14 protein-coding genes are annotated in these 15,833 nt (G+C 32.9%); 6 read left to right on the top strand and 8 right to left on the bottom strand.

The window, feature by feature from the left end:
* Window positions 1-4: 4 nt before the first annotated feature.
* The gene (locus tag BC952_RS02240) at window positions 5-346 is read right to left on the bottom strand and encodes a PadR family transcriptional regulator (RefSeq protein WP_121364912.1); all 342 of its coding nucleotides are present in this window, start codon (window positions 344-346) and stop codon (window positions 5-7) included.
* Between the two features lie 150 nt (window positions 347-496).
* Here BC952_RS02240 and BC952_RS02235 point away from each other — a divergent pair, with 150 nt between their 5' ends.
* Entirely contained in the window at window positions 497-1,549 is a 1,053-nt protein-coding gene (locus BC952_RS02235) for a ferredoxin--NADP reductase (protein WP_121364072.1), read from the top strand.
* A gap of 91 nt (window positions 1,550-1,640) precedes the next feature.
* On the opposite strand, the gene BC952_RS02230 is transcribed toward BC952_RS02235, so the two are convergent.
* The 4 genes from BC952_RS02230 to BC952_RS02210 all read right to left on the bottom strand — a co-directional run bounded on the left by BC952_RS02230 (window position 1,641) and on the right by BC952_RS02210 (window position 7,388).
* Window positions 1,641-2,402 (bottom strand): GLPGLI family protein, encoded by a 762-nt coding sequence (locus tag BC952_RS02230; protein WP_121364071.1) that lies wholly within the window; start codon window positions 2,400-2,402, stop codon window positions 1,641-1,643.
* An 81-nt stretch (window positions 2,403-2,483) separates the two neighbouring features.
* Window positions 2,484-5,270, bottom strand: coding sequence for an outer membrane beta-barrel family protein (locus BC952_RS02225; protein ID WP_208639964.1), 2,787 nt, complete (start codon window positions 5,268-5,270; stop codon window positions 2,484-2,486).
* Between the two features lie 243 nt (window positions 5,271-5,513).
* Window positions 5,514-6,551 carry a glycosyltransferase family 9 protein gene (locus BC952_RS02220; protein ID WP_244200079.1) on the bottom strand — a complete coding sequence of 346 codons (1,038 nt, stop codon included), beginning with the start codon at window positions 6,549-6,551 and terminating at the stop codon, window positions 5,514-5,516.
* Between the two features lie 231 nt (window positions 6,552-6,782).
* Window positions 6,783-7,388, bottom strand: coding sequence for a DUF4254 domain-containing protein (locus BC952_RS02210; RefSeq protein ID WP_121364068.1), 606 nt, complete (start codon window positions 7,386-7,388; stop codon window positions 6,783-6,785).
* 86 nt (window positions 7,389-7,474) lie between these two features.
* On the opposite strand from BC952_RS02210, the gene upp reads away from it, so the two are divergent.
* Window positions 7,475-8,128, top strand: a complete 654-nt coding sequence (upp, locus tag BC952_RS02205) for a uracil phosphoribosyltransferase (protein WP_121364067.1) — start codon at window positions 7,475-7,477, stop codon at window positions 8,126-8,128.
* Here the strand turns inward: upp and BC952_RS02200 are convergent.
* Complete coding sequence (locus tag BC952_RS02200; RefSeq protein ID WP_121364066.1) at window positions 8,123-9,052, bottom strand: DUF6427 family protein; 930 nt, start codon at window positions 9,050-9,052, stop codon at window positions 8,123-8,125. The two genes, upp and BC952_RS02200, sit on opposite strands and share 6 nt — an antisense overlap.
* A gap of 132 nt (window positions 9,053-9,184) precedes the next feature.
* Here BC952_RS02200 and BC952_RS02195 point away from each other — a divergent pair, with 132 nt between their 5' ends.
* Entirely contained in the window at window positions 9,185-9,415 is a 231-nt protein-coding gene (locus tag BC952_RS02195) for a DUF6341 family protein (protein ID WP_121364065.1), read from the top strand.
* Window positions 9,416-9,446: 31 nt separating this feature from the next.
* Here BC952_RS02195 and purD read toward each other — a convergent pair whose 3' ends face one another.
* Window positions 9,447-10,721 carry a phosphoribosylamine--glycine ligase gene (purD, locus tag BC952_RS02190; RefSeq protein ID WP_121364064.1) on the bottom strand — a complete coding sequence of 425 codons (1,275 nt, stop codon included), beginning with the start codon at window positions 10,719-10,721 and terminating at the stop codon, window positions 9,447-9,449.
* A 132-nt stretch (window positions 10,722-10,853) separates the two neighbouring features.
* On the opposite strand from purD, the gene BC952_RS02185 reads away from it, so the two are divergent.
* From BC952_RS02185 to BC952_RS02175, 3 genes are read left to right on the top strand one after another with little or no spacing between them, the layout of a single operon-like run.
* Complete coding sequence (locus BC952_RS02185) at window positions 10,854-12,167, top strand: phenylacetate--CoA ligase family protein (RefSeq protein WP_121364063.1); 1,314 nt, start codon at window positions 10,854-10,856, stop codon at window positions 12,165-12,167.
* Between the two features lie 4 nt (window positions 12,168-12,171).
* Complete coding sequence (wecB, locus tag BC952_RS02180) at window positions 12,172-13,260, top strand: non-hydrolyzing UDP-N-acetylglucosamine 2-epimerase (RefSeq protein WP_121364062.1); 1,089 nt, start codon at window positions 12,172-12,174, stop codon at window positions 13,258-13,260.
* Window positions 13,260-14,444: a glycosyltransferase family 4 protein gene (locus BC952_RS02175; RefSeq protein ID WP_121364061.1), complete on the top strand. Its 1,185-nt coding sequence runs from the start codon at window positions 13,260-13,262 to the stop codon at window positions 14,442-14,444. Before wecB ends, BC952_RS02175 begins: the two co-directional genes overlap by 1 nt.
* On the opposite strand, the gene BC952_RS02170 is transcribed toward BC952_RS02175, so the two are convergent.
* Entirely contained in the window at window positions 14,441-15,808 is a 1,368-nt protein-coding gene (locus BC952_RS02170) for an undecaprenyl-phosphate glucose phosphotransferase (RefSeq protein ID WP_121364060.1), read from the bottom strand. The genes BC952_RS02175 and BC952_RS02170 overlap by 4 nt on opposite strands.
* Window positions 15,809-15,833: the final 25 nt, after the last annotated feature.

Raw genomic sequence — 15,833 nt, 5'->3', positions numbered from 1 at the left:
AAAATTAAAATTCTAATTTTGGACTTGGGTTCACTAAACTCTGCATGTTTCGAATGAAATCTTCGAGTTCTGAGAGTCGGTTTACGTTTTCTTTCTGACCGGTTTCCGTAAGCTTGTAATATTTTCGCATGCGGTTATCCACTTTTTCAATTTCCACATCCAGTAATCCTTCGGCTTCAAGCTTGTGCAAAGCCGGATACAAAGCACCTTCGGTAATATTGAGTTCACCTTGGGTAATCGCTTTTACTTTTTGGGTAATTTCATAGCCGTACATCTTGCCGTTTTCCTCCAGCAATTTCATGATTATCGTATTCAGACTTCCTTTGTATAATTGTGAATTTTTCATTTTTTTGTACTTGCGAGACACGAAGCGGTCTCATTTTGAAAAACAAATATACATAAGATTCTTATACATAATAGTTTTAGGTATTAAAATTTTCAAATATTTTGAATTCAAAAAACCTATTCTGTTTACTATATTTGCAAAAAAAATATCATGTCATCCTTTTTGAAATTAATCATAAAAGAAGTAAAACGCGAAACCAAAGACGCTGTTTCCATACTTTTTAACGTACCTGAGGAATTAAAAGCGAATTATACTTTTATTGCCGGTCAATATATCAATCTAAAATTAACCTTGGACGGTGAAGAAATTCGTCGTGCGTATTCTATATGCTCAGCTCCTGACAGCGGGGAATTACGCATTGCTGTGAAAGCGGTCGCAAACGGTGCTTTCTCTCAATTTGCTAATACAAAACTCAAAGCTGGCGATGTTCTTGAAGTGGGAAAACCGGAAGGAAAATTCACTTTTGAACCACAAACGGAACGACAAAAAAACTACGCGGCTTTTGCTGCCGGAAGCGGAATCACACCTGTGATGTCTATCCTAAAATCAGTATTGAAAAACGAACCGAAGAGTTCTTTTGTATTGGTTTACGGGAACAAAACGCCAGAAGAAACCATTTTTCACCAAGAATTGCACGATTTGCAATTGCAATATGTAGGACGCCTTTTTGTACATTATGTTTATAGTCAAGCCAAAGTGGAACCTGCTTTGTTTGGGCGAATTGAGAAATCGACAGTGAATTTTGTTCTGAATAACAAACACAAGGAATTGGAATTTGATAAGTTCTATTTGTGTGGACCAGAAGAAATGATCAATATCGTCTCCGGAGTTTTGAAAGAACATAATGTAAAAGAATCTAATATTAAATTCGAATTATTTGCTTCTTCAACCAAAGAAAATAAAATAGAAAAATCGTTAGGCGGCCATTCAAAAATTACCATCATGGTGGATGACGAGGAAACAACTTTCGAAATGTCACAAAAACAAACCGTTCTTGATGCCGCTTTAAAGCAAGGCATTGATGCTCCATATTCGTGCCAAGGTGGAATCTGCAGCAGCTGTCTGGCTCGCGTTACCTCTGGAACTGCCGAAATGACTAAAAACTCCATCCTTACCGATAAAGAAATCGCCGATGGACTTATTCTTACCTGTCAAGCACATCCAACCTCTGAAACTATCTATGTAGATTATGATGATGTTTAAAAGATAAATATCCAATATTAAAAATTCCAAATCCCAGCCTTAAATGTCGGAATTTGGGATTTTTAATATTTCTAAAATCCGGTCATTTCATTTACAAAAAAGCATTCCACAAGAACATATTTTTTTGTCTTTTATTCTCTTCCTTGTCCTCTCCGTACGTATACCAGTCCTTTGTTTTTTCTTCTATTAATGTTTTTAGTTCTTTAAAATCATAAGTTTTTTTAGCTGTAATAGGCTTAATTACAGTGCTATCTTTGATTTTTAAATCTATTTTAGTTGCTATATATGACGTATACAATCTAGGTATTGAAAGTCCTAAAATCATACCTGGTAAACCATTTATACTACATGGACCGCCAGTAATGGTTATGTCGTCTGTATAAAAAGCAAACACATAAACATCATCAAATATTTTTCCAACCGCTTTTCGGCAATTGTAGCCCGCTATTTCTCTGCGCTCGTTTGTGATTTTCCATTCAATGTTGGGAATACTATCTGTAATAACAAAATTAGTACCCACAATTTGTTTTTGTAGGTTCATTTTTTGCGCTGTAAAATCAAAGAACCAAGTGTTTTCTTCGTCAGCTTCTTTCTCATGTTTTGGTATTCTAGTTTTTGGACTCCATCTATCGAACTTATACACACTTTTATTGTCTTCAAAAGTATACGTGTAATACGATATTTTTAAGTCGGATAAGTTCTCTTTCATCATTTCATCCCAACTGTCATTACTCATTGTTTTTTTGAGATTGGTATTGACTTCATACTCAATTACAGCCTTATCAAGAAATTGCTGGGCAAAAGTGCTGGACGTACATAATAAAATGGCGAGGTAAAAATATATTGATTTCATGAGCTTGTATTTAAAGTATTGAGATTATTTATTTTAAAAATATTGACATTTTTCGATGTTAAATTATAATTGGTTGCTGGCTTATTTATTTTTTTCAATGCCGTTTTTATTTTTAAAATTCCATGTAAAACCTATCATAGCATAGCGTCGGAGTCTGTCATTTCGCTCTTCCCCGATTGTATTTTCATAAACAAATCTGCTAATACCTATGTTTTGATTTAAAATGTCGCGCACCATTACATAAGCCGTAAACTCATCGTTCTTAAAGGTCCGTTGGAACCTGGCATTCCATAATTGATTGGTAAGATTGGTTTGAAAATCAACCGTTTTTTGACGAGAATATAAATTATAATCCGTTGATAATTTCCATTTTTCTCTAAAATAAACGGCAAGATCTAAACCAAGGTTATTGGTGTTAAATGATTTTACTTCATTGTTTTGAGAAGTACTGTTACGGCTGTTTGAGAAAGTATTACTTAGATTGATATCGTATTTCTTTTCTTTGGATTTATTCAAATAAACAGAAAAATTAGAACTTAAAATATTCGAATTATTGATTTGCTTATTGATGCTATTGACCGATTTGTTGTAATTTATTGAAGGACTAAGATTAACGTACATGTTTATTTTTTTGACTTTAAACCCGTAACCCATATACAAATTGGCAGAAAAGTTACCATTAGTATTTATAGGTGTTGTAATTGTTTTTGCGCTTTCTAGGTCAATATCTCTATTGAAAGAAATCAAATTTGATGTTGTTCTAAAAGAAATGCTTTGATAAAAATTCGTCTCGGTCAAAATGCTGTAACTATTATTAGAAACATTGATACTGTTTGTAAAAGATTGCTTTAAATCTGGATTTCCTACTACTTGGTTAAAAAAATCTTGATTGTTTCGTAGCGGTTGTAATTGGTCAATAGTAGGCTGTTTTGTAGCACCTTGATAATTCACTCGCAAATTGCTGTTGCTTTTGTACTTGTAAGAAAAATTTGCAGTTGGAAAAAAATTTGTAAAACTGCGATTGTATTCCTTATTTAAAGTTTGATCTTGTAAATTAAATGATGTGAAACCAAAACCACTACCAAAACTATAATTTATCTTTTTAGCATTATAACTTAATTTAATAACTGGTTTATTTGTTGTTATGTTTTGCTTGAATTGGTTTGAAAGGGAATCGACCACAACATCATACTTTCCTGTCAGATCTGAAAAATCATAAGTCACAAAGTTACTGTTGCCCGTATTATGCGTAATTTGATGGGATAATTGCACCGCAAATTTCTTTCCTATAGGTTCTGTATAGGTCACATTTAAAGTAAGATTTTGATTGGTTTTATCTCCAATTTTATTTTGATCTACCTCATTACTAAAAGCAAAATCGCCTCCTTCATAACTCTCATTAGCCGATTTTAAAAAATTGTTAGCATTCGTATTCAATGTACTCCAACTGCTGTTGATAGAAAGGGTTCTACGTGGCTTTACAAATTTATGTTTAAACAAAGCACTTGCTGACAGGGATTGCTTATCTGATTTTGTGGTAAATAATCGTTCCTGTTTGTTCCTTAATAATCCATCACTTCCAGTGGTATTTCCGGTCGTAAACTCATCACTTTCAGTATTGTAAAAATTTGTTTTAGCGGTAAGTTTAAGGGTGTTTACTGAATCTATTTTTACATCATAAACCGCATTAAGCTTAAAATTATCTCTATTTACATGACTAGCAGTTGCTCTATTTTCATTCAATTGTGTATCGCCTACCTGCGTTTGGGTATTTCTGCTGCTATTGTTTTGGTAGCTTTGTTTGTTGTATTTGGGTGATAAATTTAAGGAATGTTTGTCGTTCCATTTATTACTGTATTGCAATCCTGCATTGGTGTTTTTTATAAAACCGTTTTGAGTATCAACATAAGGTTCTTCATCATTATTACCGCCGGTCCATTCGTAATTTACATTTCCATCATCATCCATGCTCATACTCACATTCCCGTCTCCTCCTCCAAATTTGTCACTGTCCTGCCAACTTAATCCATCCTGACCCGTGTTTCCATTTAATAAAAATGCCGAAACCTTTCTTTTCCCTTTGAAACTACTCACCATGATATTGCTATTGTATCTGGAATCGGCGTCGGTAGCGGGTTGGTTTGCTCCATCAATTTTACCAAAATAGCCTTTCTTTTTATCCTCCTTTAATCTCAGATTTATTGTTTTTTTACTTTCACCATCATCTATTCCTGTAAACTCAGCTTGATCACTTTTCTTATCAAAAACCTGTACTTCCTTTATAGCATCGGCACGTAAGTTTTTTACAGCCATACCAGGATCATCACCAAAAAATTCTTCACCATCAACCAGTACCCTTTCTACTGTTTCTCCCATTGCTTTGATGGTTCCATTTTTATCTACTTGCATTCCCGGCAATTTTTTTAGTAATTCTTCAACATTGGCATTGGCATCAACTTTAAAATCACTGGCCCTATAACTTGTTGTATCGCCTTTAATTTTGATTGATCCCGTTTTTATCACTACCTCTCGCAACAGTTCCATTTTACTCATCAAAGCAATGGCTCCTAAATCTTTATCAGTTGTACTCACGGTTATTTCATCTAAATAATCGGCATATTGACTGTGAGATGTCATTACGATGTAATTCCCGGGTTTTACATTATTAAGGATAAATTTACCCGCTTTGTCTGATCGCGTAAATTGATATAAAACGGAGTCTACCGGAGTTAATAAAGCAACAACTGAATTGTGAATGGGGGTTTTTTCACTTCCAGCGGTCAAAACACCTGAAAGTTTATTTTTTTGAGAAAACGCAGAAAAGGAGAAAATCAACAAAATTGCAATTGTTACCGTAATTTTTGACATAAGTAGTTTCATATTTTTTTTAGTGGAACATTTCAACGTATTTCCAAAAAGTCGAACCAACAAATAAACATTTTTATTTAGTCTTTACTTTACGGTTTAAGCTGAACATATCAAAATCAAAAATAGTATTTTTCTCACTACACAATTATGGGTTTATGTTATAAATGTGTTAAAATTCTCATTATATGAAAATTACATCAGAAATAAAAAATGTATAATAAGTTCTAAATGCATAATCTACCGTTAAAGTGCCTTAACAATTGCATCAACGGTAATCGTTCGCATAGCATGTTCATAACCTGCGACTTTTTTGTTCCCATACACCGAAGTTGGTAGTTTAGGAAATAGGTTTCTATCAGAAACTAATGCATTTTCCATTGGTTGATTAAATGGTGAAAATCCAGCATACGGATGCGTCGCACCCCAAAGAGAAATGACTTTAACGCCCAACATAGCCGCAATATGAGCATTCCCTGAATCCATCGAAAGCATAACATCTAGATTACCGATGAGTTGCAATTCCTGTTGGAATTTAATTTTGCCCGCCATATTGATGACGTTTTCTTTATTAGCAGAAAACGAATCCACGATTTCAATTTCCTTTTTTCCACCGCCAAAAAGTAAAATGGTATTTGTTTTGTCCAAAGCCAATTGATCAATAACTTGTTGCATTAAATCGAAGGGATACACTTTAGAATCGTATTGAGCAAAAGGAGCGATTCCAATTAGTTTTTGATGATTTGTTCCAATTAACGTTAAAATTTCCGGACTCAAAACTGCTTTTTTAGGAAATAAAGTCCCGACACTTCGGGAGGATAAATCAACCTTAAAACCGATTTGTTCAAATACTTTGACATGTCTTTCAAACATCGTAGGGAGTTGCTTGAACACTTTATTTTCGGGTTGGATTAATGCTTTTTTCTCTGCTCTTCCCTTATCTACCGAAGCTATTTTTTTTCCGCTTGCAGCAAAAAGATTTCGGATGATTTTAGAACGAAGAACGTTGTGTAAGTCGGCAAAAGCATCAATTTGTAAACCTTTTAAATCTTGGAACAAACGCAACAACCCCAGAAATCCTCTGTGCCGTTCTTTTTCATCGAAAGCAAAAAAAGTAATATTAGGAATTTCTTCAAAAAAAGGTTTGAAAAACGGTCTGGAAATTGCCGTGATTTTAACTTGTGGATGCTGGTTTACAAAAGCCCGTAAAACAGGAACCGTCATGGCGACATCTCCCATTGCGGAAAGTCTCATGACGGCTATATGCTTGATAGTATTTGACATTTTTTAACCAGAATAATTTTTATTTCCTATTACTTCTTTATTTGATTGCGAGACATTCTAAAGTAGAAAATTCCGAAGAGAATAAGAATTACTCCTTTCAAGTGTTTCGTTTGATCTATGTAATCCAGAAAAATAACTTCGTACATTACATATAAAAACCCTAAAAAAGTTATGCTATATATCAGCTGAAAAAACAAAGGTTCTGATCCAAAAAAAGTTTTTTTAAACATCTTATTTTTTGGCTTGATACAAAACAGGATTCAAATCATCATCGTTGTACATTTTCATTTGTTTGTACACTTTCATGAATTTATCTCCGTTTGCAATATCGGTCAACAAATCATCAATAGCAGTTGACAAATCCGTTCTTTGTTCCAACAAAATATTCAATTTCGCCTGACATTTATCTCTATGCTCTTGTGAAGCCTCAGCACGAGTAGCTTCTTCTTGCATGTGATAAATTTTCAAAGCAAGAATTGACAATCGGTCAAAAGCCCAAGCAGGACTTTCTGAATTGATTTTTGCGTGGTCTTTTACCACAACATGACTGTATTTCTGAAGAAAATAACTGTCAATATATTCAACCATATCGGTACGTTCTTGATTAGAAGCATCAATTCTTCTTTTCAAAGTCAAAGCAGCAACTGGATTAATATTTGGATCACGAATAATATCCTCAAAATGCCATTGAACAGTGTCAATCCAGTTTTTGTGATACAACAAATGTTCAAATTTATCCTTCGGAAAAGGATTGTTTATAGGCTGATCAACATTATCAAATTGATGATAATCTTTGATACTTTGTTCGAATACGGAGTACGCTAGTTTTGAAAACATATCTTTATATATTAAAAGACAAAGATACTTTTTATACTTTTATACCATAAAAAAATAACTAGAAGTTTAATTACAAAAATACAACCATGCAAATTCATTATTTATCGGAAGGGAACAGTGTCCTAAATCACTTTTTGGGACAAATACGGAATGTGAATGTTCACAATGACAGCATGCGTTTCCGAAGAAATATTGAACGTATTGGTGAAATAATGGCGTATGAACTAAGTAAAGAACTGCATTACGCACCCATTGAAATACAAACGCCGCTAGGCATTAAAAATACGACTGAAATCAAAGATCAATTGGTTTTATGTTCTATTCTGAGAGCCGGATTGCCATTGCATTTGGGTTTTCTAAATTATTTTGACAGCGCCGAAAATGGTTTCGTATCTGCTTACCGTCACCATCCCAATAATGATGATTACTTTGATATTTTAGTGCAATACCAAGCCATTGCTGACATAAATGGGAAAAATCTAATCATAGTTGATCCGATGCTTGCCACTGGTCAATCCATTGTTGCCGTATTCAATAAATTAATGGAAAGAGGAACTCCAAAAGAAATACATATTGCCGTTGTGATTGCTGCCCCGGAAGGCATTGCGCATTTAGAAGAACACTTGCCTGAAAACTGTCATCTTTGGGTTGCTTCTTTAGATGAAAAGCTGAACGAGCACAGTTATATTGTTCCGGGACTGGGTGATGCGGGTGATTTAGCCTACGGTGAAAAATTATAATTGGCTGAAAAAAGCAAATAAACTGCAGGCGATTAACACAAACAGAACTAATTCCTGATTTAGTTTTTCTTGAGGAATTTCAATGTGACCCGTAGCCATAACTGCTAATGGAGCAAAAGTAAATAACAGTAAATCATTACTTTTATTGGAAGAAATTATGAAAATTAAAAGGCCAATGAAAAATGATACAATTATTTTTTTATATGAACTATGCAACAATAATGGTCTATTAGACAAAGACATAAACATTGCGATAATAAAAAACAAAGCCACAGTCAAGTAAATTGATAAGGCCCCATTTTGATAATTATTAGTAAAATAGTTGAGTTCAAAACTTATTTTAATGTTGGAGTACATTTGTTCAAAGCCGTTTATATCAAAAAGCGTGATTACGAACATATAGAAAATTCCAACCGTAAAAAAGGCAATAAAAGGCAATATCCAGTTTCTATAATCTCTGGAAACATGAAAAATTATAGAAATAAAAACCAACACTATAAAGATAATACTCCAAAAATGAAATATGGAGGCTATAAAAATCCACAAGGAAGCATCAAATATTTTTTCTTTGGATTCTTTTAGTGATTGTAACGAAATTAATCTGCGAAGCGCTAATAAAATAAAAAAATTAGAAATAATTAAATTTGTATTATCCAGTACCGAAGGAAAAAAAAGTAAAAATAAAAAGTAGAAAAAAATCGTATAACTACTGTCTTTACTAAGTGCATTTCTGCGGGCAATAAAGTCAATTAAGAAAACTGATGCCAACAAAATAATAAATGTTGTTGCTTTTTTAAAAATTAAAAAACCAGAACTTACCCAAGATAAATCTTGAATTTGATACATTAAAAAGAAAACTAGCATTAAAATAACGACCAATGCAAAATTTAATGGTGTAGATTTTTTAAAAACACTTGTTATCATAAGGATATTTTATACTTTTGTGGTTGTAAATATAGTACTTGTTTAAAAAGGAAACTCTCCAAGTTCAAAAAAGATTCTCTTTTTTAAGATACCAAGTTCCTTAAGACAATTAATAAATTAATTTTATACATTATGAAAGCATTTTTCGAAGGAATACAATACTTATTTGTAAATATTTTATTTGCTCCTCTAGACTTTTTACGTTCATTAGAGCTGTCATCTTGGTTTGCGGCAAATACAATCAATTGGATTTTCATGATTATTTGCGCTTTGGCAATGGTATACTGGATTAAACAATTGAAAATTTTTGAAGACGCCGGAACTGAGAAGCAAGATACTACCGCTCACTCTTTCTTAAAATAATATTTGAAAAAAAGTGAACAATAATTGGAAACTATTTCAAGTCGTTTCCAATATCTTTTCTAAAATACATCTTATCAAAATGTAGTTTATCTATGTTTTGGTAAGATTTTTTTATGGCCTCTTCAAAATTATTTCCATAAGAAGTTACGGTTAAAACTCTTCCTCCGTTTGATACTGTGTTTCCATTATCCAGTTTTGTTCCTGCGTGAAAAACAATGGAATCTTGAATGTTATCTATTCCAGAAATTACTTTTCCTTTTTCGAATTCCTCTGGATATCCTCCAGAAACAACCATAATTGTAGTGGCGCTTCTTTCATCAATTTCCAGATTAATTTCGTCTAGTTTTTCATTGGCAACAGCCAAAAATAATTCTACTAAATCCGTTTTTAATCTTGGAATAACCACTTCGGTTTCTGGATCACCCATTCGCACATTATATTCAATTACGATTGGTTCGTTATTGACATTGATTAACCCAATGAAAACAAATCCTTTGTACGGAATTCCATCTTTCTGGAAACCGTCAATCGTAGGTTTTACAATGCGTGTTTCTATTTTTTCCATCAAAACAGCATCAACATAAGGAACTGGAGAAACCGCTCCCATTCCGCCTGTATTTAAACCTGTATCGCCTTCGCCAATGCGTTTGTAATCTTTGGCTGTTGGCAATATTTTGTAATTTTTTCCATCGGTAAGAACGAAGCAGCTTAATTCTATTCCGTCCAGGAATTCTTCGATAACCACTTTAGAACTGGCGTCACCAAATTTTTGATGCACCAACATGTTTCTTAATTCTTCTTTGGCTTCTGCCAAATCCTGAATAATCAAAACTCCTTTTCCTGCAGCTAAACCATCTGCTTTCAAAACATAAGGCGGTTGCAGTGTTTCCAAGAATTCACATCCTTTTTCTACTGTTTCTGCAGTAAAACTATCGTAAGCAGCAGTTGGAATGTTATGTTTGATTAGAAATTCTTTGGCAAATTCTTTACTTCCTTCCAGTTGCGCACCCATTTTTGACGGACCAATAACCGGAATATGAGTTAATGCAGCATCGTTTAGAAAGAAATCATAAATCCCTTTTACTAAAGGATCTTCTGGTCCTACCACAACCATTGCTACTTTTTCCTGAATAACAAACTTTTTTATAGCTTCAAAATCAGTTGGACTGATGGCAACATTAGTAGCTATAGAAGCCGTTCCCGCATTTCCCGGAGCTACAAAAAGAGTGTCACAAAGCGGACTTTGAATCATTTTCCATGCAAAAGCATGCTCTCTTCCGCCCGAACCCAGTAGTAAAATTGTCATGTGTAGTTGTGTTTAGTTGTCGTGCAAAAATAATTGCTTTTGAACTTAAAAAATAATTAATTCTCAAAAAGTTGTTGGTTCTCCATTATTAGTTGTTGGTAAATATTATTTTTGGTGGAATATACCTCTAACATGTTTCGACTATTCGACTTATCGCTACAAATAAATGGCTTCCCAATGATGGAAGCTAAAGCCGAATTACGGAAAATTGTAGCCTTTTCTGAAAAAGAACATGAAGTTTTCGTTGCAAATAAAAAATTGGAAATTGTCGATTATCATTTGCAAAACAATGTTTTTTACAAAGATTTAGTCGGTACTACAACTTTTACAAGCTGGGAAGATTTACCCGTTTTGAATAAGAAAAACTTACAAAAACCATTATTGGATAGGCTCTCGAAAGAGTATTCAACAAAAAACAGTTACATAAATAAAACATCCGGTTCCAGCGGAACTCCCTTTATTTTTGCCAAAGATAAATACTGTCATGCGTTGACTTGGGCTTCAAACATGTACCGTTTTGGTTGGTATGGGATCGATTTTAATACTTCCTACCAAGCGCGTTTTTATGGTATTCTAATGGATTTTATTGGAAACAAAAAAGAACGCTTTAAGGATTTTTTGGGCCATCGGTTTCGGTTCTCCATTTTTGATTTATCGGATGAAGTTTTAGAAGGATTTTTGAATCATTTTCGAACTAAAAAATTCAATTACATCAATGGATATACGAGTTCGATAGTTTTATTTGCTAAATTTTTACAAAAGAGAAACATCGTATTAACCGCAATTTGTCCCACTTTGAAAGTATGTATGGTAACTTCTGAAATGCTTTTTGAAGAAGACAAAATCCTTTTAGAAAAACAATTTGGTATTCCTATTGTCAATGAATACGGCGCTTCGGAACTGGATTTGATTGCTTTTGAAAATCCTCAAGACGAATGGCAAGTCAATTCGGAAACGTTGTTCGTGGAAATTTTGGACGAAAATAATAAAGCGGTTCCTAATGGTACTTCTGGTCGTATCGTCATAACTTCTTTGTTCAATAAAGCACATCCGTTCATACGATATGACATTGGTGATATTGGAATTCTGGATGAACAAAGCACTTTACAAAAACCGATTCTCAAAAAATTAATAGGCCGAACCAATGATGTTGCCATTTTACCCAGCGGTAAAAAATCACCTGGACTTACCTTTTATTATGTGACAAAAAGCATCATTGAAGATGACGGAAACGTGAAAGAATTTGTGATTAGACAAACCAAAATAGATACATTTGAAATTGAATATGTGAGCGAAACCGAATTAAATTTGGCACAAATTGAAAAAATTGAAAAAGCGATAGCACTTTATTTAGAAAATGATTTGGTGTTCATCTTCAATAAAAAAGAAAAATTAGAACGAAACAAAAGCGGAAAATTAAAACAATTTGTTTCATTTGTAAAATAACATTATGAAAATCACAATAGTTGCAGGTGCAAGACCCAATTTTATAAAAATCGCCCCCATTATTAAAGCGATAGAGAAAAAACAAGCCGAAGGTGCGAAAATCTCCTATCGATTGGTGCATACTGGACAACATTATGATAAAAACCTCAGCGATACATTTTTTCAAGAATTAAATATTCCTGAGCCGAATGTAAATTTAGAGGTGAAAAGTGGCTCACAATCAGTACAAACTGCCGCAATAATGGTTGCTTTTGAACAAGAATTACTGCAAAATCCATGTGATTTAGTTTTGGTGGTTGGCGATGTCAACTCGACTATGGCCTGTGCGATTGTTGCAAAAAAATTAAATATCAAAGTAACCCATGTAGAGGCGGGTATACGTTCAGGTGATATGACAATGCCGGAGGAAATCAATCGAATTGTTACGGATAGTATAACTGATTATTTTTTTACAACCTCAATTTGGGCAAGGGAAAATTTGTTGAAATATGGGGCAGATTCTTCTAATATTCATTTTGTTGGGAATGTAATGATAGACACTTTATATCAAAACCTAGCTCGAATTTCGGCTCCAATTTTTTGGAATGAATTCAATTTAGAAACCAAGAATTACATCATTTTGACTTTACACCGTCCTTCGAATGTAGATGAAGAGCAATCATTGATTCAACTTTTGCAAGGAATTGATAAAATGGTTGGTGATAAAAAAGTAATTTTCCCTATCCATCCGAGAACAAAAGCGATTTTAGGTGAAACTAATTTAAACTTAAAAAACATAGTATTTGTTGAACCACAAGGCTATTTGAATTTTATGTTTTTAATTAAAAACAGTTTTGCTGTCATTACAGATTCTGGCGGAATTTCAGAAGAAACAACGGTTTTAGGAATTCCTTGTTTCACCATGCGAAACAATACCGAAAGACCTGAAACAGAAACCATAGGCACGAATATTTTAGTTGGCACATCGATTGAGAATCTAAATAAAATGTTTGGAGAATTTCTTAAAAATGGTCCTCGAAAAACAGGAATTCCTGAACTTTGGGATGGTAACGCTTCTGAACGAATAATTGATATTTTACTTTCAAAAAAATAATGGAACAAATCCTCATCATATCGAATTATTATCCACCAGAGAAAGGTGCGGCAGCGAATCGAATTGAGCAGCTGGCTTTAAAATTACATCAAAATAATTATACCGTTTCTGTAATTTGTCCTTTGGGTAATTATCCCAAAGGCGAACTATTTCCGGAATACAAAGGCAAATTTTTTGTTACTGAAAATCTACAAAATATTATTGTAAAACGTCTTTGGATTTATCCAAGCAACAGCAAAAATATAATCAAAAGACTACTATCTGTTTTATCCTTTTCTTTGGGTTTATTTTTTTACTTATTGTTTCAAAAAACACCGCAAAAAGTAGTGGTTCAATCACCGCCGTTATTGCTTTCTTTTATTTCAGTTTTTGTTCTTTCGCTGAAGCGAAAAAAAATTATCCTGAATGTTTCTGATTTATGGCCATTGGCTGCCGTTGAATTAAATGCTTTAAAAGCCAATTCATTTTCGCATCGTGTATCTTTATTTTTAGAACGTTTTATCTACAAAAAAGCAAGTTTAATTTTAGGCCAATCCAACGAAATTATTATTCATATCCAATCCATTTCCCCTGAAAAAAAATGTTTTTTATATCGCAATTTTCCAGACCATAAAACGGTTGAAATGGATTTGGAAACCCGAGAAAACGAACCTATTAAAATATTCTATGCCGGTCTTTTTGGTGTGGCGCAGGGAGTCTTAGAAATGTGTCAAAAAATCAATTTAGAAGACTTAAATATCGAGTTACACCTATTTGGTGATGGTGCTGAAAAAAAACAAATAGAAGCGCTGATTCAGTCCAGAGCAGATAATAAAATTTTCTTTTATGGAATGTTAGAACGTAAAGCTTTACACGAAAAATTAAAATCTTTTGATGTCACAATAGTTCCTTTGAAGACCAGAATTTATGGTTCTGTTCCTTCAAAAATTTTTGAGTATGGCGCATTGGGATTTCCAGTTTTATACTTTGGTGGTGGTGAAGGTGAAACCATAACTGAAAAGCATAATTTAGGCTGGGTAGCCAAAGTAGGAAACTATGATGATTTGAACGAGAAACTGCAAACCATTTCAAATATTCAAAAACCAGAATTGGATTTAATGAAAAAACAGATTTTTAATAATGTTCAAACTTCGTTTAATCTTGATATACAAATAGAAGATTTAATTCGACAAAATATTTTCTAATAGGCTTTTTCTTCTCCTTTAAAAATATTGATAACCGTTTGGAAAATTATTTTTAAATCTAAAATTAAAGACCAATTTTCAATATAGAAAACATCGAATTTTATTCTATTAATCATATCGTCTTCCGTTTGAATTTCACCACGGAAACCATTAACCTGAGCTAATCCAGTAATTCCTGGTTTAACACAATGCCTCACCATATATTTTTTAACTTTATTTCCATAAACTTTATTTTGAGCCCAAAGATGCGGTCTTGGACCTACTACTGACATGTCACCCAATAAAACATTTAGAAATTGAGGCATTTCATCTAAGCTTGTTTTTCTCATAAACCTTCCTATTTTAGTAACGCGAGGATCATTTTTAGAGGCTTCTTTTTCAGTTGTTTTATTGATTTTCATGGAACGAAATTTATAACATAAAAATTCATTTTCATCAATTCCTGGTCTTCCTTGTTTAAAAAAAACCGGACCTCTAGATTCTAATTTTATTAAAATCGCTAATAAAGGAATTAGCCAAGACAAGAGACCAATAATAATTGTAATTGAAAAAATAATGTCAAAAACCCTTTTGAATATCATTGTAGCAGGCTCATGGAGCATAGTTTTTTTCAGCGATAGTACCGGGAAAAATTCGTAATAGTCAATTTTTAAATTTTTAGAAAAAATCTCTTTTGTATCTGGTATAAATTTTATCTTTTTATAATTTTCATCAGCAAAATCAATTAAATCTTTCAAATCTTCATTTGAAATTTCATTCAAAGAGCAATAAATTTCATCGACAGAATTTTCAATAACAAAAGGTTTCAAATCTATCAATTTCCCTGTAATATTTTGATTTGATTTCTTATCTGAAAAATAGCCTAAAAAACGATAGCCATAATCACTTCTTGTTTCAAAAAGATTTTTTAATGCTATCGCCTCCGGAGTATAACCAATTATGACAGCGTTTCTATAATTACTTCCTGTTAATATTCGATATTTTTTTAAATAATAAAACAATAAAAATTTTGAAATAGTAATCAGTAGCATGACGGAGAATATAAACATCGCAACCATTAATCCGCTAAAAACAACTTGTTTTGAAAACGGGAAAAAAGCAATGGTTATTAAAAGGAATATGACACCTTGTTTGACTATTTTTGAGATTATTTCAAGTGGAGTTGTAAAGCGATATATCTCGTAGAACCTTATAAAAAAAGCAACTGTAATCCACCCAAATAACTGATAAACAAGAAAGCGCTCAATGTTAAAATTAAGGTCTTTGAAAAAGAAAAAACCAAGAGTCAAAATAACAATTAGGTCTACTGAAATACTAATGGGTCTAATGTATTTTGAATATCTTCCTGTTTGAGATGCCGTCATATTTGATGAATGAATTCCATTACTC

This window comes from Flavobacterium limicola, from assembly GCF_003634755.1.
Lineage (GTDB): Bacteria > Bacteroidota > Bacteroidia > Flavobacteriales > Flavobacteriaceae > Flavobacterium > Flavobacterium limicola.
The sequence above is the reverse complement of the archived record's forward strand: the minus strand, read 5'-3'. Positions and strand labels throughout refer to the sequence as shown.